Source organism: Kitasatospora sp. NPDC088134, from assembly GCF_044741705.1.
In the GTDB taxonomy this organism is placed as follows: Bacteria; Actinomycetota; Actinomycetes; order Streptomycetales; family Streptomycetaceae; genus Kitasatospora.
The window spans coordinates 278,478-300,034 of sequence record NZ_JBIUTD010000001.1; the positions used below are offsets into that span (position 1 = coordinate 278,478).

Consider the following 21,557-nt stretch of genomic DNA (forward strand, 5'->3'; position numbering starts at 1 on the left):
TGCGTCAGTACGGCTTGACCATCGCGTGGGCGGCGCCCGGGATGCCGATCTTCAGCAGCTCGTCCTCTTCGGGGGTGGTCGCCGTGCCGGTCTCCTGCTTGAGGATCGCCCGGGACATCCCCTGGACGAACATCGCGCGCGGGCGGCGGCGGGCCTCCCAGGCGGCCAGCGCGGCCGGGACGTCCGCGGCGGCGTCCAGCTCCTGGGCCAGCACCAGGGCGTCCTCGACGGCCATCGCGGCGCCCTGCGCCAGGTGCGGGGTGGAGGCGTGCGCGGCGTCGCCGGCCAGCACCACCCGGCCGACGTGCCAGGGCTCCTCGACGGTGACCTGGGAGATCCGCGAGTACACCACGGCGGCCGGGTCCGTGACCTGGGTCAGCGCCTCGGCGACCGGGCCGGCAAAGCCGGACAGCCGCTCCGCCAGCTGCTCGTGGGCCCGCTCCGGGTCCGGGCGGAAGTCCTCGGCCTCGGCGAACACCGCGCCCAGGTACATCAGTTCACCGGTGATCGGGGTGAGCAGCGCCTTGGCGGCCTGGTTGCCGGTGCTCATCACCACGCCCTGCACCTCGGCCTGCCGGGGCACGGTGACCCGCCAGTTGGCGAAGCCGGTGTACTCGGGGCGGTAGCGGTCGCCGTACAGGCGGGTGCGCAGCGGCGAGCCGATGCCGTCGAAGCCGACCACCAGGTCCCAGCGGCCGGTCGAGCCGTCGGACAGGGTGACGTCCACGCCCGCGCCGTCGTCGGCGAGTTCGGTGATGGTGGTGCCGAACCGGACGGTCGCGCCGGCCTCGGCGGCGGCCCGGCCCAGCACCTCGGCCAGCGCGGGGCGCGGTATGCCGTTGTTGGCGGGGGCCCCGTCCATCCGGGGCTGCGGGATCTTCGCCAGGGGGTTGCCGACCGGGTCGCAGATGGTCAGCACCTCCCATTCGAAGCCGACCGCCAGGCACTCGTCCAGCAGGCCGAGTTCGCGCATCACGTGCAGCGCGTTGGAGGGCTGGATGATGCCGACGCCGAGCGCGTCGAGCTGCTCGCGGAGTTCGGCGACCTCGACGGTGTGGCCGCGCCGGGCCAGCGCGACGGCGAGGCTGAGGCCGCCGATGCCGCCGCCGTGGACGAGGACGCGAAGGGGTGTTGCCATGGGTCTCTCCGTGGGTTCGGGAAGGCCGCGCCGGGGAGGCGGCCCTGGGGGAGGCGGTCAGCCGACGGGCAGCGCCATCAGGTGGTCGACCAGGGCCAGCAGGGCGTCCCGGCCGAACGGCCGCTCGCGGACGTCGCCGACCAGCATCGGCACGTGCGGGTCGAGGTCGAGGGCGGCCCGGATCTCGGCGTCGGTGCGGGTGTTGACGCCGTGGAAGCAGTTGATCGCCACCACGAACGGGATGCCCCGGCTCTCGAAGAAGTCGATCGAGGCGAAGCTGGTCTCCAGCCGGCGGGTGTCGGCGATGACCACGCCGCCGAGCGCCCCGTTGACCAGGTCGTTCCACATGAACCAGAACCGCTCCTGGCCGGGCGTGCCGAACAGGTACACCACCAGCTCGGGGCTGACGGTGATCCGGCCGAAGTCCAGGGCGACCGTGGTGGTGGTCTTCCGGTCGATGCCGGACAGGTCGTCGACGCCGACGCTGGCGGTGGTCAGGTACTCCTCGGTGCGCAGCGGGGCGACCTCGCTGACCGCGCCGACCAGGGTGGTCTTGCCGACGCCGAAGCCGCCGGCGATCAGGATCTTGACCGCGGCGGCGCCGGCCTGGGTGGTGGTCATCTCAAAGCCTCCTCAGGCCCTCACGTACGGCGGCCAGCAGGCCGCGGTCGGCGCCGCCCGCGGCGCGGGCCACCGAGATCGGGGCCCGGGCCGTCAGGAGGCCCTGCGCGACGAGGTCGCCGAGCAGGATCTTGGTGACCGAGACCGGCAGGTCGAGGTCGGCGGCGACCTCGGCCACCGCGGCGGGGGTCCGGCAGCGGTCGATGATCAGCCGGTGCTCGGGCTGCAGCCGGGCGGGCCGGACCGGCGCGCCGTACGCGTCGACCGGCCCGGGCACGCTGGTGAGCAGGGTGATCAGGGTGAAGTCGTCGCGCTCGGGCGCGGTGCGGCCGCGGGTGATCGTGTACGGCCGCACCATGCTGTCGGCGCCGTCGTCGTCCTCGTGCTCGTCGTCGTCCCAGGAGAGCGCGTTCACGCGCGCTGCCCGCTGCGGGCCCCGAACGCGTCGAACTCGCCGCGCTGCGGGGTGCTGAGCTTCTGGCCGACCTGCTGCACCAGGTTGTGCATGGCCAGCGACATGATCTCGGCGTCGACGTCCTGCGAGGCGACCACGGCCAGGTGGGTGCCCGAGCCGGCGGCGATGACGAACAGCCAGAGGTCGGCGAGTTCGACGATCACCTGGTGCACCGGGCCGCCGGCGAACAGTTGGCCGACGCCGCGGGCCAGGCTCTGCTGGCCGGTGGCGACGGCGGCCAGGCGCTCGGCGTCGGAGCGGTCGATGGTGCGGGAGTGGCTGACCACGAGGCCGTCGTCGGAGAGGAGGACGGCGTTCCTGGTGCCGGCCACCGAGTCCACCAGGCCGTCCAGCAGCCAGTCGAGGTCCTGGTGGGTCGCGGTAGTGCGGGTCATGACCGATCTTCTCTCGTCGGGATGTGGTGGTTGCTCCAGCCGTCCTCCGGGCCGTTCCCTCCCTCGGGGCCGCCGGTGGTGTCGGCGGTCGGGGGGACGGGGCCGGTCCGCGCCTCGCGGGAGCGCCGCTGGAACGCACCGATCGCTGCTCCGGCCCGTCGGGGGGCCGGTCGGAACAGCGGGTTCTCGTCCCAACGGGGCGGCGCGGGGGCGGCCTTGGGCGCGGCGGGGTCGATCCGCAGCTCGTCGACCAGGCTGGCCTGGCGGACCCGGCGCGGCAGCGGGGGTTCGCCGCCGGGACCGGCGGGCAGGGCGGCGGGCGGCGGGTAGGCCCCGGTCGGGAACGGCGCGGGGTCGGCCGGGGGTCGGACGGGCGCGGGCCACTGCTCGGCCGGCGCCGGCTCGGGGTGGTACGCGGCGGGCAGCGCGTACGGGACGGGCGCGGGCCGCAGCGGCAGCACCGCGTCGGGGAACGGCTGTTCGTGCCCGGCCGCCCGCTGCTCCTCGTAGGGCGCGCCCAGCGGGTCGTGCTGCGGGTACGGGTCGCCGACGGTGTACGGGTCCTCGACCGGCACGTACGGCACCTCCTCGGTGACCGGCGGCAGGCCGCGCGGCGCGGGCGCCGGTTCGAGCGCGGGCTCGAACGCCGGCTCGGCGACGGTGCCGATGGCGGTGACGCCGGCCAGCGCCTGGCCGCGGTTGCGGGTCGGCAGGCCGCCGGTGGGCTGCGCGGGGACGACGGTGGGCCGGGTGGTGGGGTCGGGGACGATCAGCTCGTCGGGGACCAGCACCACGACCCGGGTGCCGCCGAACGCGGACTGCCGGAACTCGACCCGCAGGCCGTGCTGTTCGGCGAGCCGGGAGACCACGTAGAAGCCGAGCCGGATGTCGTCGCCGCGGGCGAGCACGTCGGCGCGCGGCGGGCGGGCCATCATCGCGTTGGCGGCGTCGATCTGCTCCTCCTCCATGCCGAGGCCGCGGTCCTCGACCTCGATCGCCACGCCCCGGCTGACCCGGCCGGCCCGGACCTCGACCGGGTTCGGCGGGCGGGAGAAGGACAGCGCGTTCTCGATCAGCTCGGCCAGCACGTGGGCGACCGGGCCGACGGCCCGCTCGGAGATCCACGGGGCGCCCTCCAGGTCGATGACGACCCGTCGGTAGTCCTGCACCTCGCCCTGGGCGGCGCGCATCACGTCCAGCAGCGGGACGGGCTTGCGCCAGCGCCGGTGCGGGGTGCCGCCGGCCAGGATGACCAGGTTCTCCTCGTAGCGGCGCAGGCGCGCGGTGAGGTGGTCGAGGTCGAACAGGCCCTCCAGGAACTCCGGGTCCTCGTGGCGGCGTTCGAGCTCGTCGAGCTTCTTGAGCTGCTGGCCGATCAGCAGCTGGGTGCGGCGGGCGATCCGCTGCAGCAGCCGCTCGTAGGCGCGGTGCTGCTCGGCCTGGGCGACCGCGGACTGCACGGCGCTGGTCCGGGCCAGGTTGAACGCCTCGGCCAGCTTGGCGAGTTCGTCGCCGGTGCGGCCCCACGGGTCGGGGGCGATGGCCCGGGCGTGCTCGTCCGGGTCGACCTGCTCGCCGTTGCCGAGCCGCTCGACGACCGCGGGCAGCGTGGTCTCCAGGTCCTCGGCCTGCTCCTGGAGCCGGCCGATCCGGCGGCGCAGGGTGCGGGTGAGCCGCCAGGAGGTGATGGCGACCACGACGACGGCGATCAGGCCGATCACGGTGGTCAGCACCAGCCGGACGGCGAGCGCGATGATGCTGCTCTTGCCGTTCTCGACCACGTAGGCGGTGCGGTACTCGAGCAGGTCGGCGAGCTGCGGGCCGACCGCGTCCATGGCCTGCCGCCAGGTGGCCTGGTCGACGCCGAGCGCGACCCGGCCGTTGCGGTCGGCGGCGGCGGGCTTGAGCAGGTCCTGCTCGACGCGCTGCTTGGCCTGCCAGGCCGGGCCGGTGGTGATCTGCTGCCACTTGGCGGCCTGGTCGGCGGGCAGGTACGGGACGACCTTGGTGTCGAACTGGAAGTCCTGTTCGGCGACAGCCTGCCGGAGCTGCTGGTAGTCCTCGCTGCTCAGGCTGCCGGCGGACCAGCCGCGGGCCAGCAGGGCGTCCGAGCGGGAGATCATCTCCTTGCCCCAGAACAGGTCGACCAGCGGCGCGGAGATGGTCGCCAGCTTGCCGTTGTCGGCGTGGCTGAGCGAGGCGAACAGCTTGAGGTCGACCGCGATCAGGTCGGTGTAGTAGCGGTACACCGCGGCCTGCTGCGGCTCGCTGCCGCTGTCCACCAGGGCGCGCTGCGCGGGCAGTTGGTTGATCGCCTGGCGGGCCGCACCGACGGCGTCGAGCACCTCGGCGGGCGCGTCCTCGGCGGCCACGTCGGAAGCCTTCTGGAACTGCCGGATGGCCTGGTCGGTCTTGGCGCGCTGGCTGCGCAGCGCGTCGGTGACCCCGCTGTGGGTGGCGAGGACGTCGGCGCTCAGGCGCCGCTCCTCCTGCAGGTTGTAGTACACGACGTTGGACGGCTGGCCGGCCACCTGCGCGAGCAGGCCCTGGGCCGCCTGGCGCTGGAAGTCCAGCAGGAGCTGTCCACTGGTGACGGCCCAGAGGGCGGCGAGTGCCACGCCCGGGACGATCGCCAGGACGAGCAGGGTCGCGCGGAGCGAGAGCCGACCCGCTCTGATCCGCCGAGAAGCGCGCGTGCGCAGGGCATTCTCCTTGGAGACGGCGCCAGTCGTTCGTAACTGGTCGAATCTGACAGGACTCTGACGGATTGATATTAGTCACACGGTATAAGGACACGAAAAACAGCTGTCCGCTTCCGGCATCCCGTCAGTCCCGTCCCTGCGCCATCCGCCGAGGCCGCAGGCCGAGCCGCACGGAGTCTAGCGCCTCGGCTGTCATCGAGTGAGGTGATCCTGTCAGAACTTCACGGAAACCGCCGCTGAACGGTCGATGGCCGACGAACGACCGTTCACCCGGGCGGCGGGGCCGTGGAGAACGGGAACGGCGGGGCCCGCAGGACGGGAACGCCGAGGCCCCGAGAACGGGAACGGCGGACGGACCGCAGGCCCCTCTCCCGGGCCTGCGGTCCGTCCGCCGTGGTGCGGCCGGCTCCCCCTGCGCGCTCCGCGCCGCCGTCACTCCCCCTTGCCGGAGCGCGCGTTCAGGTCGGCCGCGCCGCCCGCGCCGACCGGGCGCAGCCGGGTCGCGGCGGTGGCCTTCAGCTCGGGCGCCAGCTTGGCCACGTCCCGCGCGCCGACCACGGCGATCAGGCCAGGCAGCACCCCGCGGATCGACTGCATGCCGCGCAGCCAGGCCTGGGCGTAGACGTGCGCGGAGCGGCGGGCGATGCCCGCGACCAGCCGGTCCACGGCCGGGCCGATCGGGTAGGTGCGGTTCGCCGGCCAGGGCAGCTTGGCCCGCATCTGCCGCAGCACCGGGTCCTCGTCGGCGCCGCGCACCATGTCGGTGTCGGTCCAACTCAGGTAGCCGACGCCGACCTTGACGCCCTGGTGGGCGACCTCGGCGCGGAGCGCGTGCGCGAAGGACTCCACGCCCGCCTTGGAGGCGCAGTAGGCGGACATCAGCGGGGCCGGGGTGAGCGCGGCCAGCGAGGCGATCTGCAGCAGGTAGCCGCGGCTCTCCGCGAGCAGCGGCAGGAACGCCCGGGCGGTGACCACCGAGCCGAGCAGGTTGACCTCGACCACCCGGGTCCAGGCCCGGTGGTCGCTGTCCAGCATCGGGCCGCCGAGCGCGATGCCCGCGTTGGCGACCACGGTGTCGATCCGGCCGTAGCGCTCCTTGATCCGGGCCGCGACCTCGGTCATCGCGTCCAGGTCGGTGACGTCGGCCTCCCAGGCGGAGGCGTGCTCGCCGCACTGCGCGGCGACCGCCTTCAACTCGGCGGGCTCCAGGCCGACCAGCGCCACCTTCGCGCCGCGCTCGGACAGCTTGCGGGCCATCAGCGCGCCCAGGCCGCGGGCGGCCCCGGTGACGACGACGACCTGCGAGGACAGCGGCGGGGTCATGCGGACTCCTCGACGGGGGTGTTCCGGACGGACTCGGGGACGGCGGTTTCGGCGGGCCCGGCGGCTCCGGGCACAGTGGCGGGGGCGGGCACGACGGCTCCGGGCGCGGCTTCGGGCGCGGGTGCCGACAGTTGGTCGGCGACCAGCGCGGCGATCCGGCGGATCTCGCCGGCGACGTCGGCGGGCCGCTCGACCGGGCTCATGTGGCCGGCCCCGGCCAGCTCCAGCAGGCCGCAGGGGTTGGGCAGTTCGGCGGCGATCCGGCGGGCGTGCACCGGCGGCGTCAGCTTGTCGTGGCTGCCGGCCACCACCGCGGTCGGCGCGGTCAGCCGGGCCAGCCCGGCGTGCACGTCCAGGGTCTCCAGCACGCCGGCCCAGTGGAAGCGCACCCCGCTCGGGCAGGCGTGCACGATCTGCGCGCAGCCCTCGACCCGGTCGGCGGGCGTGGCCGGGCCCATGGTGGCGTACTTCAGCACGGCCCGGGAGATCCCGTTGACCGGGCCGAGCGGCAGCCGGGAGCGCAGGATCTGCCGGTGCAGGAAGCGGCGCGGGCCGCGGACGGCGGGCGGCAGCACCATCAGTTCGTCCAGCAGGGCGCTCGGACCGGTGTTGACCAGCACGTTCGCGGCCGTCCTGGCCGCCACCGCGGGGCGCCCGCCGGCCGCCATGATGGTCATGCCGCCCATGCTGTGCCCGGCGACCACGGCGCGCCGCCCGGCGGGGACGGTCGCGGTCAGCACCGCCTCCAGGTCCTCGGCAAGTTTGGCGGTGGAGTACCCGGCGGGGCCGGCCGGGGCGGGGCTGCGGCCGTGGCCGCGCTGGTCGTAGGCGACCACCCGGAAGTCGGCGACCAGCCGGTTCACCACCGGCGCCCAGAACGCGGTGGCGCAGGTCCAGCCGTGCGCGAGCACGATCAGCGGGGCGCCGTCCGGACCGTACTCCTCGACGTTCAGTTCGGCGCCGTCGGCGGAGCGGACGGTGTGCACGGCCGCCGGGTCGGGCAGCACGAAGTCACGGGGGATGCGGGGGTTCACGCGGGCACCGCCTCGGTGTCGAGCGCCTTCGGGGCGGCGCGCTTGATCAGCTCGTACTCGGTCAGGTCGACGTGCCGGGTGGCGCGCCGGAACGCGCTGGTGGAGGCGGGCCACAGCACGGTGTTCTTGCCCTCCTCGTCCAGGTACCAGCTGCGGCAGCCGCCGGTGGTCCACACGGTGCGGCCCATCCTGTGCTGGAGCTCCAGGTTCCACTGGCGCTGGGCCCGCTCGGTGGGCTGCATCGCGGTGGCGCCGATCGAGTCCAGCGTGGTGAGCGCGTCGATCAGGTAGTTCAGCTGGGACTCGATCATCAGGATCATCGAGTTGTTGCCGAGGCCGGTGTTCGGGCCGATCAGGAAGAACAGGTTGGGGAAGCCGCGCACGGTGGAGCCGCGCAGCGCCTCCATGCCGTCCTTCCACGCCTCGGCGAGCCGCTGGCCGCCGACGCCGAACACCCGCTCGGCGATCGGCAGGTCGGTGACGTGGAAGCCGGTGCCGAACACGATCGCGTCGACCTCGTGCTCGCTGCCGTCCGCGCCGACCAGGGTGGAGCCGCGCAGCTCGCGCAGGCCGCCCGCGACCACCTCGGTGTTGGGGGCGGCGAGCGCCGGGTAGTAGGTGTTGCTGAGCAGGATGCGCTTGCAGCCGATCCGGTAGTCCGGGGTCAGCTTGGCGCGCAGCGCCGGGTCGGCGACGGCCCGGCGCAGGTGCCCCAGCGCGACCTGCTGGACCACCTTGAGCAGTTGCGGGCGGCGGACGAACGCGTCGACCTGGAGCTCGCGGATCACGAACAGCGCGGAGCGGCGCAGCAGTCCGCTCGGCGGGAGCTTGCTGTGCAGCCACTTCTCGGCGCCGGTGACCTCGCGGTCGGCGCGCGGCAGGACCCAGGCGGGGGTGCGCTGGAAGACCGTCAGGCGGCCGACCTCGGGCTGGATCGCCGGGATGATCTGGGCGGCGGAGGCGCCGGTGCCGACCACCGCGACCCGCTTGCCCTTCAGGTCGTAGTCGTGGTCCCAGCGCGAGGAGTGGAACACCTTGCCGGGGAAGGACGCCAGGCCGGGCAGGTCGGGGATCTGCGGGTCGGCGAGCGGCCCGGCGGCGGAGACCACGGCGTCGGCGGTCCAGCTGCCGACCCGGGTGGTGACCCGCCAGCGGGTGTGCTCCTCCTCCCAGCGCAGTTCGGTGACCTCGGCGCCGAACCGCAGGTGCGGACGGAGCCCGAAGGTGTCGGTGACCCGCTCCAGGTAGGCCCGGATGTCGGGCTGGCCGGAGAACACCCGGGGCCACTCGGGGTTGGGCGCGAAGGAGAAGGAGTACAGGTGCGAGGGCACGTCGCAGGCGCAGCCCGGGTACGAGTTGTCGCGCCAGGTGCCGCCGACGGAGTCCGCGCGCTCCAGGATCACGAAGTCGGTGATGCCGGCCCGGCGCAGCCGGACGCCGGCGCCGAGGCCGCCGAAGCCGGAGCCGACGACGGCGACCCGCACGTGCGGGACGGGCTGCGGGGCGGCGTCCGGAGCGGGGGGCTGCTTGGTGCGGGGTGCCATGGGCGGCCTCCTGGCGAAGGTGGGGGTGCGGGCGGCGGGCTCCCTGAAGCTGCCAGTAATCACTGGCACGTTCGGCAGCGTAGCTCTTGTTGACACCGAGTGGAATAGCGCGGAACGGGCCGGTTCGACAGTGTCCCCGTCACGTCCCGCTCCGTTCCCCCGTTCGTTCCCCGGCCCGTTCCCCGGTGCGCTCCCGGTCGTTTTCCGCCCCGCCCGGCCGGGCCTATGCTGACCGGCGTGGCGGAGATCGAGAACGACAGCCCACCCCCGCGCGAGTACCGCGTCGCCGAACTCGCCGAGGCGGCGGGCATCAGCGTGCGCACCGTCCGCTTCTACCGCGAGCGCCGCCTGCTCCCGCCGCCCCGCAAGGAGGGCCGGATCGCCTGGTACGGCGAGGAGCACCTGGCCCGGCTCCGGCTGATCGCCGAACTCCTGGACCGCGGACACGCCCTGGGCGGCATCGCCGAACTGATCGGCGCCGGCGAGGACGGCCGCGACGTCGCCGAACTCATCGGCCTGCAGGCCGCGCTGGTCGCCCCCTGGTCCGACGAGACGCCCGTCCACCTCGACTGGGACGAACTGCGCGCCGCGTTCGGCGACCAGCTCACCGAGGCCAACACCGCCGAGTCCATCGCCCAGGGCTTCATCACCGTCGAACCCGACGGCATCACCCACATCAGCCGCCGCCTGATGGACGCCACCACCGCGCTGGTCGACGAGGGCGTCCCGCTGGCCGCCGTCCTCGACGTCAGCCGGCGCGCCCGCGAGTACGCCGACGCGATGGCCGACATCTTCGTCGCCCTGATCCGCGACCACCTGCTCGGCGCGCTCACCCACGTCCACGACCTCACCCCCGCCGAGGCCGCCCGCCTCACCGAACAGCTCCACCGCGTCCGCCCGCTCGCCCGCACCGTCAACGACGCCCAGTTCGCCCTCGCCATGGACCGCCGCGCCCGCGCGGAGTACGACCGGCTCTCCGCCGAATGACGCCTGCGGCGGGCTCCCCCGCGCCGCTGCGCCCTTCGGCCGCACCGCTCCGTCCCACCTGGGCACCGTGCGTTTCGGGTCGTCCTCCTCCCCTGCCCTCCTGGCTCTGCTGCACCCTTCGGCCCAGCTGCCCCACCCCACCCGCCACCTGGGCACCGTGCGTTTCGGGTCGTCCTCCCCCCTACCCTCCTTGCCCTGCCGCGCCCTTCGGCCCAGCCGCCTCGCCCCGCGTCCCACCTGGGCACCGTGGGTTTCGGGTCGTCCTGCCCCTCCCCCTCCTTGCGCTGCCGCGCCCTTCGGCCCAGCCGCCTCGCCCCGCGTCCCACCTGGGCACCGTGGGTTTCGGGTCGTCCTCCCCCCTACCCTCCTTGCCCTGCCGCGCCCTTCGGCCCAGCCGCCTCGCCCCGCGTCCCACCTGGGCACCGTGGGTTTCGGGTCGTCCTGCCCCTCCCCCTCCTTGCGCAGCTGCACCCTTCGGCCCAGCCGCCTCGCCCCACCCGCCACCTGGGCACCGTGGGTTTCGGGTCGGCGTGGGAGAGTGGGGGCGGTGAAGGGAGCGCGGGCGTGTTGATGGAGAAGGTCACCGAGATCCTCGTGGAGGCCTCGGCCGAGGTGGTCGAGCCCAGGTTCCGGGCGCTGGCCGAGGGCGAGGTGATGGAGAAGGCCCCCGGCGAGGTGGTCACCGTCGCCGACCGGGAGGCCGAGCGGATCATCACCCGCCGTCTGCGCGAACTCCTCCCCGTCCCGGTCGTCGGTGAGGAGGCCGTCGCCGCGGACCCCGCTCTCGCGCTGGCCCTGCGCGACGAGCCCGCCGCCTGGCTGGTCGACCCCGTCGACGGCACCAAGAACTTCGTCGCCGGGCACCCCGCGTACGCGGTGATGGCCTCGTTGGTGCGCCACGGCGAGACCGTCGCCTCCTGGATCTGGCAGCCCGTCACCCGCATCGCGTACACCGCCGAACGCGGTGCGGGCGCCTGGCGCGACGGCGAACGCCTCACCCTCGCCCGGGCCGCCGACCGGCCCGAGCAGTGGACCGGCATCCTGAAGACCCGTTACCTGCCCCGCCCGCAGGCCGACCGCCTGCTCGCCAACGCGGCCGCGCTCGGCCCCGTCGAGCCCGGTCGGGGCGCGGCCGGCATCGAGTACCCCCTGGTCGCCGGGGGCTCCCACGACTTCCTGCTCTACTGGCGCACCCTGCCCTGGGACCACGCCCCGGGCTCGCTGCTGGTCACCGAGGCCGGCGGCCGCAGCGCCCGGTTCGACGGCGCCCCGTACCGCCCCGACCCGCTGGGCGACGCGCACGGCCTGCTGGTCGCCTCCGACCCCGAGCAGTGGGACACCCTCCGCGAGCTGCTGCTGGCCGGAATCTAGGGGCCGGCATGGCGGTCCGACGGATCTGGCTGGACGTTCCGTTCGCGGAGAAGGACGCGGCCAAGGCGGCCGGGGCCCGGTGGGACCCGGCGGCCCGCCGCTGGTACGCGCCCCGGCCGGGCCTGGCCGGTCTGGAGCGGTGGGTCGCCGGGGCGGACGTCCCCGAGCTGCTGCCGGGCGAGGACCGTTCGCTCGGCAGCGGGCTGTTCGTCGACCTGGTGCCCAGCAGTTGCTGGTTCACCAACGTGCGGTCCTGTGTCGCCCCGAAGGACTGGGACCGCCTGCGCCGGATGATCTACGGGCGGGCCGGGAACCGTTGCGAGGTCTGCGGGGCCGGCCAGGACCGCGAGGCCGGGCGCCGGCTGGAGGCCCACGAGCGGTGGGCCTACGACGAGGGCCGCCGGGTGCAGACCCTGAAGCGGCTGATCTGCCTGTGCACCGACTGCCACACCGCCACCCACTTCGGGTTCGCCCAGGTCCGGGGCCTCGCGCCGCAGGCCCGGGCCCACCTGGTCGAGGTGACCGGCATGACGCCCGCCGAGGCCGACCGGCACATCGTCCGGGCCTTCGACCGCTGGCAGGCCCGGTCCCGGATCACCTGGACGCTCGACCTCGGCATGCTCACCGAGGCCGGCATCACCCTGGCCCCGCCGCCGGACGCGGACGCGCGGGCCGACATCGCCCGGGAGACCCTGCGCGCGCAGGACCCCGGGACGGCGCGGTAGCGCCTCAGCCGTTCGACCCGGTGCGCACGACCTCGGCGAGCAGGGCGGCCAACTCCCCTTCGGTGGTGTGCGGGTTGAGCAGGGTCAGTTTGAGGCGGACCCGGCCGGGGCCGCTGCCGGGGAGTTCGGTGCGGCCGACCACGGCCCGGCCGGAGCGCAGCAGGCGGCGGCGGAGTTCGGCGTTGACCCGGTCGCTGCGCTGCGGGTCGGCGACCGCGTAGCGGAACACCACGGTGGTCAGCACCGGTTCGCAGTGCAGCTCCAACTCGGGAATCTCCCGAACGAGTTCGGCCGCATGCCGGGCGAGTTCGTGGCAGCGGTCGACCAGCGCGCCGAGTCCGTCCCGGCCCAAGGTCCGCAGCGTGACGGCGAGTTTGAAGGCGTCGGGGCGGCGGGTGGTGCGCAGCGACTGGCCGAGCAGGCTCGGGTAGCCGGCCTCCTCGTCGTCGGCCGGGTTGAGGTAGACGGCGCGGCGGGCCAGCGAGGCGTACGTCCGGGCCTCGCGGACCAGGAAGACCCCGGCGGCGGCGGGCTGCCAGCCGAGCTTGTGCCAGTCGAGCGAGACGGAGTCGGCCCGGTCGATCCCGGCCAGCAGCGGGGCCAGCCAGTCGGAGAACAGGGCGCCGCCGCCGTACGCCGCGTCGACGTGCAGCCAAGTGCCGTGCCGGGCCGCCAGATCGGCGATCTCCGGGAGCGGGTCGATCGCGCCGGTGTCGGTCGTCCCGGCGGTGGCGACCACCGCGACGGGGGTGGCACCCTCCCAGCCGGCCTCGGCGAAGGCGTCGGCCAACGCGGCGGCGTCCATCCGGAGTTCGCGGTCGACCGGGACGGGCCGCACGGAGCGTTCGCCGAGACCGAGCAGGGCGGCGGCGCGCTGCACCGAGAAGTGCGCGACCTCCGAGGCCAGGATGCGGGGCCGCAGCCCGCGCGGCAGCCCGTTCAACTCGACGTCCGGGCCAAGGCGTTGGTCGCGGGCCAGCATCAGCCCCATCAGGTTCGACTCGGTGCCGCCGGTGGTGAGCACACCGGCCGCCCGCCCCGGCGGGAATCCCACCGACTCGGCGAGTTCGGCGAGCAGTTCGGTCTCCAGGGCGGTGGCGGCCGGGGCCTGGTCCCAGGAGTCCTGCGAGGGGTTGAGGGCGCTGACCGCGAGGTCCGCCGCGACGGCGACGGCCAACGGCGGGCAGTGCAGGTGCGCCGCACAGCCCGGATCGGCCGGGTCCGCCGCGCCGTACGCCAGCGCCGCCACCAACTCCCGCAGCGCGTCCGCCCCTTGGGCCCGCCCCAGCGCCTCCCGGACGGCCGCCGCCACCGCTCCGGGCTCCCCCGGCACGATCGGCCCGCCCCGCCGCACGGCCCCGTCCTCCAGCGCCGCCAGCACCTCCCCCAGCAACGGACGCAACGCCGCCGCCCCACCGACCCCGCCGGACAGCTCGGCCCCGTCGACCTTGCGGGACGCCGTCACTTCCGCCGCGCGACCGCCTCTTCCCCCGCCGTCCGTCACTTGCCGTCCCCCCGACCACTCTTCACCGTCGCCTCCTCCGTCCCTACGGAGTTCTCCTCGATCCGCTGCTGCTGCCGCCGCCGTGCGGCCGTCGCTCCCCCCGCCGTTCGTCACTTGCCGTCCCTCGGTCGGCGCATGGCGAACTCGATGGCGTCGCAGAGTCGTTCGAGCACCGCCTCGGCCTGCTCGTCGGTGATGGTGAGCGGCGGGAGCAGGCGCAGCACCGCGTCGTGGCGGCCGCCGAGTTCGACGATCAGGCCGCGGGCGAGGCAGGCTTCGCGGACCCGGACGGCGAGGGCGGGGTCGGCGGGGCGGGCGCCGCAACTGTCGGACTCCCCGGCGGGGTCGACGAGTTCGACGCCGAGCATCAGGCCGCGGCCGCGGACGTCGCCGATCACCGGGAGGCGGTCGCGGGCGCCGTCGAGGCGGGCGGCGATCCGGGCGCCGACGGTCTCGGCGCGGGCGACCAGCCCGTTCGCGGCGACGTACCGGAGGGTCGCGGCGCCGGCCGCCATGGCGAGGGTGTTGCCGCGGAAGGTGCCGGTGTGCGCGCCGGGCCGCCAGCCGTCGTACTCCTCGCGGTAGACCACGACGGCGAGCGGGAGGCTGCCGCCGATCGCCTTGGAGAGCACCATCGCGTCCGGCTCGACGCCGCTGTGCTCGACGGCCCACATCCGGCCGGTGCGGCCGACGCCGGTCTGCACCTCGTCCAGGATCAGCGGGATGCCGCGTTCGGCGGTGATCCGGCGCATCTCGCGCAGCCAGCCGTCGGGCGCGGGGACGACCCCACCCTCGCCCTGCACGGCCTCCAGAATCATCGCGGCGGGCGGCAGCACGCCCCCCGACGGATCGTCGAGCAGGCGCTCGGTGTACGCGGCGGCGAGCTGGGCGCCGCGTTCGCCGCCGACGCCGAACGGGCAGCGGTAGGCGTACGGGTACGGGAGCCGAGTGACCTCGCCGCCACTGGGCAGCGGGGCCTTGGCGGCGGTGTTGCCGGTGACGGCCAGCGCGCCGGCGGTCATGCCGTGGTAGGCGCCGGTGAAGGCGAGGGCGCCGCGGCGGCCGGTGGCGGTCTGCATCAGTTTGAGGGCGGCCTCGACAGCGTCCGTCCCGGCCGGGCCGCAGAAGTGCACCCTGGCCCTGGCGGCGAACTTCTCCGGCAGGCTCTCGAACAGGGCGGTGGTGAAGTCGTCCTTCTCGGCGGTGGCGAGGTCGAGCAGGTGCAGCGGGGCGCCGCTGTCGAGGGTGCGGCGGATCGCCTCCAGCACCACCGGGTGGTTGTGGCCGAGGGCGAGGGTGCCCGCGCCGGAGAGGCAGTCGAGGTAGCGGCGGCCGTCGGCGCCCTCCACGGTCATGCCGTTCGCGCGCACCGGGACGATCGGGAACGACCGGGCGTAGGTGCGGGCGGCCGACTCGCGGATGCGCTGGCGGCGCAGGATCGCGTCGCCGGCCGGGACGGCGGAGGTGCCGACGGTGAGGGTCACAGCGGAGCTCCCTTGGGGCAGTTAGGTAAGCCTAACTTTACTGCCGAGGGTTCGGCGGGCCCGCCACTAGGCGCTTTGATCACCCTTCCGAGTGAGTCCCCGCCCCCTCCGTCCCAACGAGCCCGGCCCCGGCCGGTCACGGGCCGGGCCCGAAGTACCCTGCCGCCCATGGACATTCCGCACCCCGGCGCGCGCGCCGCGCACGCCCGCGAACTCGCCGAGACCCGCGCCTTCTTCGCACGGCGCGCGGCCGACTGGGACAGCAAGTACCCGGACGACAGTCCGCGCTACGCGGCCGCGATCGCCGACACCGGCCTGACCACCGGTCAGTTCGTCCTGGACGCGGGCTGCGGCACCGGCCGCGCCCTCCCCCTGCTGCGTGCCGCGGTCGGCCCGACCGGAACCGTCCTCGGCGTCGACCTGACCCCCGAGATGCTCGACCGGGCCACCGCGCACCGCGCCGAGGCGTTCCTCGTCCGGGCCGACTGCACCCGCCTCCCGCTCCCGGACGCCGTCGCCGACCTGGTCTTCGGCGCCGGCCTGATCTCCCACCTCCCCGACCCCACCGCCGGCCTCCGCGAACTCGCCCGCGTCACCCGCCCGGGCGGCCGCCTGGCCCTCTTCCACCCCCTCGGCCGCGCCGCCCTCGCCGCCCGCAAGGGCCACCCCCTCACCCCCGACGACCTCCGCGCCCGCGCCCACCTCCACCCCCTCCTCCGCACCACCGGCTGGACCCCCCTCTCCTACACCGACGAGCCCACCCGCTACCTCTCCCTCGCCACCCGCACCCCCTGACCCCCACCCCGCCAACAACAGCGAGGGCCTACCGATGGCGCAGGCCCCCGCCAGCCCCGGGCGACCGCCCCGGCCGAATGCCGCCCACAGGGCGTTCGTTCCGCCAGCGGTAGCCCAGCCCCGGGCAGTCGACCCGGCCGCAGGCAGGTGCCCGCGGGTGGCGCGGCCATCAACTCCCCACCTCCGAACCGCCCGCAGGGCGCTACCCGCCCCGACCGCAGCGGGGTTCGCGGGCTGCGCAGCCCCCAACTCCCCCGCACCCCAGCCACCCGCAGAGCGTCAACCCTCCCGCCAGCGGCAGCCCAGCTCCCGGCAGCCGACCCAACCGCAGCGAGGCTCGCAACCCCAACTCCCCACACCCCGGCCACCCGCAGGGCGTCAACCCTCCCGCCAGCGGCAGCCCAGCTCCCGGCAGCCGACCTGGCCGCAGCGGGGCTCGCAATTCCAACTCCCCGCACCCCAGCCGCCCGCAGGGCGCTAATCCTCCCGCCAGCGGTAGCCGAGTTCGGGGCGGCCGACCTGGCCGTAGCGGGGCTCGCGGGTGGCCTGGCCGGTGGTGACGAGGTGTTCGAGGTAGCGGCGGGCGGTGATGCGGGAGACGCCGGTGGCGGTCGCGGCGGTGGTGGCGGAGAGGCCGTCCGGGGCTTCGCGGAGGGCGGTGGCGAGGGTGTCGAGGGTGGCGGGGCTGAGGCCCTTGGGGAGGCTGGTGCGGGTGGGGACGCGGAGCAGGGCGAGGGCGCGGTCGACCTCGTCCTGGCCGAGGGCCTCGCCGTCGCGGCCGAGGCTGTCCCGGTAGCGGGCGTACTGCCGGAGGCGGTCCCCGAGGGCGGCGGCGCCGAACGGCTTGAGCAGGTACTGGACGACGCCCGCGGTGACGGCCTGCCGGACGACGGCGAGGTCGCGGGCGGAGGTGACGGCGATGACGTCCGCGGTGTGCCCGGCGGTGCGGAGCGCGGCGCAGAGTTGGAGGCCGTGGCCGTCGGGGAGGTGCAGGTCGAGCAGGATCAGGTCGACGGGGGCGTGCGCGTCGAGGGCGCGGATCGCCTCGGCGCGGGAGTGCGCGACGGCGACGGCGGTGAAGCCGGGGGTGCGGTCGACGTAGCGGGCGTGGGCGTCGGCGACCACGGGGTCGTCCTCGACCACCAGGACGCGGATCACCGGGCCTCCCCCGCCGGGCGCCGGAGCGGGAGCCGGACGGTGAGTTCGGCGCCGTCCCGGTGGGCGATCCGGACGTCGCCGCCGTTGCGGCGGGCGGTCTGGGCGACCAGGGCGAGGCCGAGGCCGCGGCCGTGCTGCTTGGTGGTCCAGCCGCGCCGGAAGACCTCTTCGGCGGCGGCGGGGTCGATGCCGGGGCCGGTGTCGGCGACCCGGAGCAGCAGGTCGCCGTCCTCGGTGCGGGCGGTGACCCGGACGGCGGGGGCGGCCCGGGCGGCGTTCTCGACGGCGGCGTCCATCGCGTTGTCGATCAGGTTGCCGAGCAGGGTGACCAGGTCGCGCGGGGCGAGCCGGTCGGGGAGGACGCCGTCGTCGATCCGGCTGTCCTCGGTGAGTTCGAGTTCGATGCCGCGTTCGGCGGCCTGCGCGGCCTTGCCGAGCAGCAGCGCGGCGAGGACGGGTTCGCCGACGGCGCCGACGACCTGGTCGGTGAGGCGCTGGGCGAGGGCGAGTTCGGCGGTGGCGAACTCCACGGCCTCGCGGTGGCGGCCGAGTTCGATCAGCGAGACCACGGCGTGCAGCCGGTTCGCGGCTTCGTGGGCCTGCGCGTCGAGGGCGGCGGCGATGCCCCGGACGGTGTCCAACTCACCGGTGAGCCCCTGGAGTTCGGTGTGGTCGCGGAGGGTGACCACGGTGCCGAGGCCGGGTCCGATCGGGGAGGTGTTGAGCAGCACGACCCGTTCGGCGGTCAGGTGCACCTCGTCGCGGACCGGGTCGGCGGACTCCAGCGCGTCCCGCAGCGAGTCCGGCAGGCCGAGCTGACGCACCGTCGATCCGTCCGGATCGGAGGCGAGTCGGAGGAGTTCCCGGGCGGCGTCGTTGCACAGCACCACCCGGTGCGCGCGGTCGAGCAGCAGCAGGCCCTCCCGGACGGAGTGCAGCGTCGCCTGGTGGTACTCGTACAGGTGGGACAGCTCCCCGGCGTCCATGCCGTGGGTGTGGCGGCGCAGCCGGGCGGCGAGCAGGTAGCTGGCGGTGGCGCCGAGGGCGAGCGCGAGGGCGGCGACGCCGATCAGGGCGAGCAGCGGGGTGCGCAGCCGGGCGGTGATGTTGTCGACGGTGATGCCGGCGCTGACCAGGGCGACCACCCGGTGGCGGTCGTCGAGGACGGGGGCGACCACCCGGACGGAGGGGCCGAGGGTGCCGGTGTAGGTCTCGTGCTGGACGGCGCCGGCCCGGGCCCGGTCGATGTGGCCGAGGAAGGGGTGACCGATCCGGGCGGGGTCGGGGTGGGTCCAGCGGATGCCGTTCGGGTCCATCACGGTGACGAAGTCGACGCCGGTGTCGGCCCGGACCTGTTCGGCGTAGGGCTGGAGCACGGCGGTGGGGTCCGGTCCGGTGGCGGCCTCGCGGACGGTGGGGGAGGCGGCGAGCGAGCGGGCGACGGCGGTGGTCTGCCGGAGCGCGGCGTCCTCGGCGCGCTGGGCGGTGAACAGGTAGGCCAGGACGGCGCCGCCGGCCACCACGGCGGCGACGATCACCACCTGGACGGCGAACAGGCGGCCGGCCAGGCTGCGCCGGCGGCGGGGCGGCGGGGCGCTGCTGGTCGGGTGCATGCCGACCAGTGTGCACGGCGGCGGGCGGTCCGGGGCACGGGCGGGTGCGTGAACGCTATGACCGCAACGGTGACCGGGGGCGCGGCGGGCCGGATAGTCGGGCCGCGGCCCGCCACCCACGGGCCGGGCGCCCACCTCCCCCGGGGCGCCAGCAGAGCGGGCATACGGCGAAGGAGCCGCGCGCATGGAGCCGACCGAGAACGTCAAGCCCACCGGGACAGCCGGAGCGGGCCGGTCCGACCGGACCCACTACCTGTACCTGGCGGTGATCGCCGCGGTGGTCGCGGGCGTGGTGGTGGGCCTGGTGGCCCCGAAGTTCGCGGTGGAGTGGAAGCCGGTCGGCACCGGCTTCGTCAACCTGATCAAGATGATGATCTCCCCGGTGATCTTCTGCACGATCGTGCTGGGCGTCGGGTCGGTGACCAAGGCGGCCAAGGTCGGCCGGGTCGGCGGGCTGGCGCTGGGCTACTTCCTGCTGACCTCGACGGTGGCGCTGGGCATCGGCCTGGTGGTCGGCAACCTGCTGGAGCCGGGCAGCGGGCTGCACCTGACGGCGGCGCTGGCGAAGTCGGGGCACGCGCAGGCCGCGGCGGGCGCGGCGCAGTCCACCACCGACTTCCTGCTGGGCGTGATCCCGACCACCCTGGTGTCGGCGCTGACCCAGGGGCAGGTGCTGCAGACCCTGCTGGTGGCGCTGCTGGTCGGGTTCGCGCTGCAGGCGATGGGCACGGCGGGCGCGCCGGTGCTGCGCGGGGTGGAGCACCTGCAGAAGCTGGTGTTCAAGGTGATGTCGATGATCATGTGGGTGGCGCCGGTCGGCGCGTTCGGCGCGATGGCGGCGGTGGTCGGGGCGACCGGCACGGCCGCCCTGAAGAGCCTCGCCGTGATCATGATCGGCTTCTACGTCACCTGCGTGCTGTTCGTGGTCGTGGTGCTCGGCCTGCTGCTGCGGCTGGCCGCCGGGGTGAACGTGTTCGCGCTGCTGCGCTACCTGGGCCGGGAGTTCCTGCTGATCCTGTCGACCTCCTCCTCGGAGAGCGCGCTGCCGCGCCTGATCGCCAAGATGGAGCACCTGGGGGTGAGCCGCCCGGTGGTCGGCATCACCGTGCCGACGGGCTACAGCTTCAACCTGGACGGCACCGCGATCTACCTCACCATGGCCTCGATCTTCGTCTCCGAGGCGATGGACAAGCCGATGTCGCTGGGCGAGCAGCTCTCGCTGCTGCTCTTCATGGTGCTCGCCTCCAAGGGCGCGGCGGGCGTCACCGGCGCGGGCCTGGCCACCCTGGCCGGCGGCCTGCAGTCGCACCGGCCCGAACTCGTGGACGGCGTCGGCCTGATCGTCGGCATCGACCGCTTCATGTCGGAGGCCCGGGCGCTCACCAACTTCGCGGGCAACGCGGTGGCGACCGTCCTGATCGGCCACTGGACGGGCGAGCTGGACCGCGGGCGGATGACCGCCGTCCTGGCGGGCGCGCTCCCCTACGACGAGAACGCCGCCGCCGAGAACACCGCCGACGGGAACGCCGCCAGCGAGAACGCCGCCGGCGCGACGGCCGGGCTGCCCGCGCAGGCGGGCACGCCCGACGACCGCTCGCAGCAGTCCGCCTGACGCATCGTCAGTCCGGTTCTGCGGTGGTGCCGGAGAGGGCCCAGGCGAGACCGGTCGCCGGGTCCTCGAGGGCGAGATGCAGGTGGCGCAGTTCGTCGGCCGGTTCGCTCCACACCAGGCAGCGCAGCCGGCCGACCAGCGCCTGGGCCCCGGCCCGGGACGGGGCGCCGTCGCCGTTCATCGCGGCCAGCAACTGCCAGACGGCGAGCCGCCCTTGGGCGGCGCCCCGGTCCGGGCGGGCCGAGGCGAGGTGCACCAGGGCCGGGTAGAGCGCGGCGAACGGCAGCTCGCCACCGGTGACTTCGGGCCCGCCGGCGAGCTGGGCGACGGCGTCCACGGCCCGACCCCGGACGCAGACGGCGGTGGTCCAGTCGGCGAGGCCGGCCAGTAGCCGGGTGGCCGGCAGTCCGGTCAACCGCTTTCCAGGGTGCGGCAGTTCGACGGTGGCCAGGCCCTCCCGGCCGGGCGGCACCAGGTGCAGGGCGCGGCGGGCGCCACCGGCCGGCAGGTACTCGCGGACCCGGGCGTCCGGCTCCCACCCGCCCTCCTCCCAGGGCTGCAGGCGGTACGGCACGCCCACCGCGTCGCGCTCCCCGGCGGGCAGTTCCTCCCCGAGCAGCACCCTGGTGTGCGCGGCCAGCCGGGCCACGGCGGGCGGCAGCGGCAGCGCGTCCAGGACCGGCCACGGATGGCGGGTGGCGAACACCTCCCAGAGCGGCCCGGCATCGTGGTCGGCGAGCGTCGCCGCCCCGCCCGCCGGATCGAACAGCCCGGCCCCGAGCCCGGCCGGAGCCCCGTACGCGAACAGGTGCCCGAGCGGCCCCGCCAGCGGATCATGCAACGCCCTGGCCAGCCGGAACCGCTCCAGCAGCTCGTCCCACCGCCCCTCCGCCGCCAGCCGCACCCCGGAGGGCCCCCGGCCGTAGCGCACCTCTTCACCGATCATCAGGTCAATGTACGACCCGACCGCACGACGCACCGACAGCCCGCAAGTGACGGAGTGTCACCCCACCCGGACGCCCCCGCCTGAGCCCCGCCAGGAACCCGGGGAACGGCGGCACCGAGAGGCGTCGAAAACCCTCCAGCAGCCGAGACGG

The 21,557-nt window shown here is 75.0% G+C and carries 18 protein-coding genes; 5 read left to right on the forward strand and 13 right to left on the reverse strand.

Annotated features, from left to right (window positions below; all coding sequences use genetic code 11):
• Positions 1 to 4 precede the first annotated feature (4 nt).
• The 8 genes from ACIOHG_RS01135 to ACIOHG_RS01170 all read right to left on the reverse strand — a co-directional run bounded on the left by ACIOHG_RS01135 (position 5) and on the right by ACIOHG_RS01170 (position 9,211).
• Positions 5 to 1,138, reverse strand: a complete 1,134-nt coding sequence (locus ACIOHG_RS01135) for an FAD-dependent monooxygenase (protein WP_400943856.1) — start codon at positions 1,136 to 1,138, stop codon at positions 5 to 7.
• 57 nt (positions 1,139 to 1,195) lie between these two features.
• Positions 1,196 to 1,759: a GTP-binding protein gene (locus tag ACIOHG_RS01140; RefSeq protein ID WP_400943859.1), complete on the reverse strand. Its 564-nt coding sequence runs from the start codon at positions 1,757 to 1,759 to the stop codon at positions 1,196 to 1,198.
• Position 1,760: 1 nt separating this feature from the next.
• The gene (locus ACIOHG_RS01145) at positions 1,761 to 2,117 is read right to left on the reverse strand and encodes a DUF742 domain-containing protein (protein WP_400944817.1); all 357 of its coding nucleotides are present in this window, start codon (positions 2,115 to 2,117) and stop codon (positions 1,761 to 1,763) included.
• A gap of 53 nt (positions 2,118 to 2,170) precedes the next feature.
• The gene (locus ACIOHG_RS01150; protein ID WP_400943862.1) at positions 2,171 to 2,608 is read right to left on the reverse strand and encodes a roadblock/LC7 domain-containing protein; all 438 of its coding nucleotides are present in this window, start codon (positions 2,606 to 2,608) and stop codon (positions 2,171 to 2,173) included.
• Positions 2,605 to 5,226 (reverse strand): nitrate- and nitrite sensing domain-containing protein, encoded by a 2,622-nt coding sequence (locus ACIOHG_RS01155; protein ID WP_400943865.1) that lies wholly within the window; start codon positions 5,224 to 5,226, stop codon positions 2,605 to 2,607. The genes ACIOHG_RS01150 and ACIOHG_RS01155 overlap by 4 nt, the downstream gene beginning before the upstream one ends.
• 516 nt (positions 5,227 to 5,742) lie before the next feature.
• Positions 5,743 to 6,633, reverse strand: coding sequence for an SDR family oxidoreductase (locus ACIOHG_RS01160; protein WP_400943868.1), 891 nt, complete (start codon positions 6,631 to 6,633; stop codon positions 5,743 to 5,745).
• Complete coding sequence (locus tag ACIOHG_RS01165; RefSeq protein WP_400943871.1) at positions 6,630 to 7,667, reverse strand: alpha/beta fold hydrolase; 1,038 nt, start codon at positions 7,665 to 7,667, stop codon at positions 6,630 to 6,632. The genes ACIOHG_RS01160 and ACIOHG_RS01165 overlap by 4 nt, the downstream gene beginning before the upstream one ends.
• On the reverse strand, positions 7,664 to 9,211 hold the full coding sequence (locus tag ACIOHG_RS01170) for a flavin-containing monooxygenase (RefSeq protein WP_400943874.1): 1,548 nt from the start codon (positions 9,209 to 9,211) through the stop codon (positions 7,664 to 7,666). The genes ACIOHG_RS01165 and ACIOHG_RS01170 overlap by 4 nt, the downstream gene beginning before the upstream one ends.
• A gap of 237 nt (positions 9,212 to 9,448) precedes the next feature.
• Here ACIOHG_RS01170 and ACIOHG_RS01175 point away from each other — a divergent pair, with 237 nt between their 5' ends.
• The 3 genes from ACIOHG_RS01175 to ACIOHG_RS01185 all read left to right on the forward strand — a co-directional run bounded on the left by ACIOHG_RS01175 (position 9,449) and on the right by ACIOHG_RS01185 (position 12,294).
• The gene (locus tag ACIOHG_RS01175; RefSeq protein ID WP_400943877.1) at positions 9,449 to 10,198 is read left to right on the forward strand and encodes a MerR family transcriptional regulator; all 750 of its coding nucleotides are present in this window, start codon (positions 9,449 to 9,451) and stop codon (positions 10,196 to 10,198) included.
• Between the two features lie 570 nt (positions 10,199 to 10,768).
• The gene (locus ACIOHG_RS01180; protein WP_400944819.1) at positions 10,769 to 11,569 is read left to right on the forward strand and encodes an inositol monophosphatase family protein; all 801 of its coding nucleotides are present in this window, start codon (positions 10,769 to 10,771) and stop codon (positions 11,567 to 11,569) included.
• An 8-nt stretch (positions 11,570 to 11,577) separates the two neighbouring features.
• Positions 11,578 to 12,294, forward strand: coding sequence for a DUF5710 domain-containing protein (locus ACIOHG_RS01185; protein WP_400943880.1), 717 nt, complete (start codon positions 11,578 to 11,580; stop codon positions 12,292 to 12,294).
• A 4-nt stretch (positions 12,295 to 12,298) separates the two neighbouring features.
• On the opposite strand, the gene ACIOHG_RS01190 is transcribed toward ACIOHG_RS01185, so the two are convergent.
• Positions 12,299 to 13,759 (reverse strand): pyridoxal phosphate-dependent decarboxylase family protein, encoded by a 1,461-nt coding sequence (locus tag ACIOHG_RS01190; RefSeq protein WP_400943883.1) that lies wholly within the window; start codon positions 13,757 to 13,759, stop codon positions 12,299 to 12,301.
• Positions 13,760 to 13,908: 149 nt separating this feature from the next.
• Positions 13,909 to 15,282, reverse strand: a complete 1,374-nt coding sequence (locus ACIOHG_RS01195; RefSeq protein WP_400943886.1) for a diaminobutyrate--2-oxoglutarate transaminase family protein — start codon at positions 15,280 to 15,282, stop codon at positions 13,909 to 13,911.
• Positions 15,283 to 15,450: 168 nt separating this feature from the next.
• On the opposite strand from ACIOHG_RS01195, the gene ACIOHG_RS01200 reads away from it, so the two are divergent.
• On the forward strand, positions 15,451 to 16,077 hold the full coding sequence (locus ACIOHG_RS01200) for a class I SAM-dependent methyltransferase (RefSeq protein ID WP_400943889.1): 627 nt from the start codon (positions 15,451 to 15,453) through the stop codon (positions 16,075 to 16,077).
• 477 nt (positions 16,078 to 16,554) lie between these two features.
• Here the strand turns inward: ACIOHG_RS01200 and ACIOHG_RS01205 are convergent, their stop codons facing one another.
• On the reverse strand, positions 16,555 to 17,235 hold the full coding sequence (locus ACIOHG_RS01205; RefSeq protein WP_400943892.1) for a response regulator: 681 nt from the start codon (positions 17,233 to 17,235) through the stop codon (positions 16,555 to 16,557).
• Entirely contained in the window at positions 17,232 to 18,848 is a 1,617-nt protein-coding gene (locus ACIOHG_RS01210) for an ATP-binding protein (protein WP_400943895.1), read from the reverse strand. Before ACIOHG_RS01210 ends, ACIOHG_RS01205 begins: the two co-directional genes overlap by 4 nt.
• 184 nt (positions 18,849 to 19,032) lie before the next feature.
• On the opposite strand from ACIOHG_RS01210, the gene ACIOHG_RS01215 reads away from it, so the two are divergent.
• Entirely contained in the window at positions 19,033 to 20,460 is a 1,428-nt protein-coding gene (locus ACIOHG_RS01215; RefSeq protein WP_400943898.1) for a cation:dicarboxylate symporter family transporter, read from the forward strand.
• A 7-nt stretch (positions 20,461 to 20,467) separates the two neighbouring features.
• Here the strand turns inward: ACIOHG_RS01215 and ACIOHG_RS01220 are convergent, their stop codons facing one another.
• Positions 20,468 to 21,406, reverse strand: a complete 939-nt coding sequence (locus ACIOHG_RS01220) for a hypothetical protein (protein WP_400943900.1) — start codon at positions 21,404 to 21,406, stop codon at positions 20,468 to 20,470.
• Positions 21,407 to 21,557 lie beyond the last annotated feature (151 nt).

Excerpts from the sequence above, each read along its gene's own strand:
- ACIOHG_RS01135 (WP_400943856.1), bottom strand. The coding sequence starts at position 1,138 with ATGGCAACACCCCTTCGCGTCCTCGTCCACGGCGGCGGCATCGGCGGC.
- ACIOHG_RS01140 (WP_400943859.1), bottom strand. The coding sequence starts at position 1,759 with ATGACCACCACCCAGGCCGGCGCCGCCGCGGTCAAGATCCTGATCGCC.
- ACIOHG_RS01145 (WP_400944817.1), bottom strand. The coding sequence starts at position 2,117 with ATGGTGCGGCCGTACACGATCACCCGCGGCCGCACCGCGCCCGAGCGC.
- ACIOHG_RS01150 (WP_400943862.1), bottom strand. The coding sequence starts at position 2,608 with ATGACCCGCACTACCGCGACCCACCAGGACCTCGACTGGCTGCTGGAC.
- ACIOHG_RS01160 (WP_400943868.1), bottom strand. The coding sequence starts at position 6,633 with ATGACCCCGCCGCTGTCCTCGCAGGTCGTCGTCGTCACCGGGGCCGCC.
- ACIOHG_RS01170 (WP_400943874.1), bottom strand. The coding sequence starts at position 9,211 with ATGGCACCCCGCACCAAGCAGCCCCCCGCTCCGGACGCCGCCCCGCAG.
- ACIOHG_RS01180 (WP_400944819.1), top strand. The coding sequence starts at position 10,769 with ATGGAGAAGGTCACCGAGATCCTCGTGGAGGCCTCGGCCGAGGTGGTC.
- ACIOHG_RS01185 (WP_400943880.1), top strand. The coding sequence starts at position 11,578 with ATGGCGGTCCGACGGATCTGGCTGGACGTTCCGTTCGCGGAGAAGGAC.
- ACIOHG_RS01200 (WP_400943889.1), top strand. The coding sequence starts at position 15,451 with ATGGACATTCCGCACCCCGGCGCGCGCGCCGCGCACGCCCGCGAACTC.
- ACIOHG_RS01210 (WP_400943895.1), bottom strand. The coding sequence starts at position 18,848 with ATGCACCCGACCAGCAGCGCCCCGCCGCCCCGCCGCCGGCGCAGCCTG.
- ACIOHG_RS01215 (WP_400943898.1), top strand. The coding sequence starts at position 19,033 with ATGGAGCCGACCGAGAACGTCAAGCCCACCGGGACAGCCGGAGCGGGC.
- ACIOHG_RS01220 (WP_400943900.1), bottom strand. The coding sequence starts at position 21,406 with ATGATCGGTGAAGAGGTGCGCTACGGCCGGGGGCCCTCCGGGGTGCGG.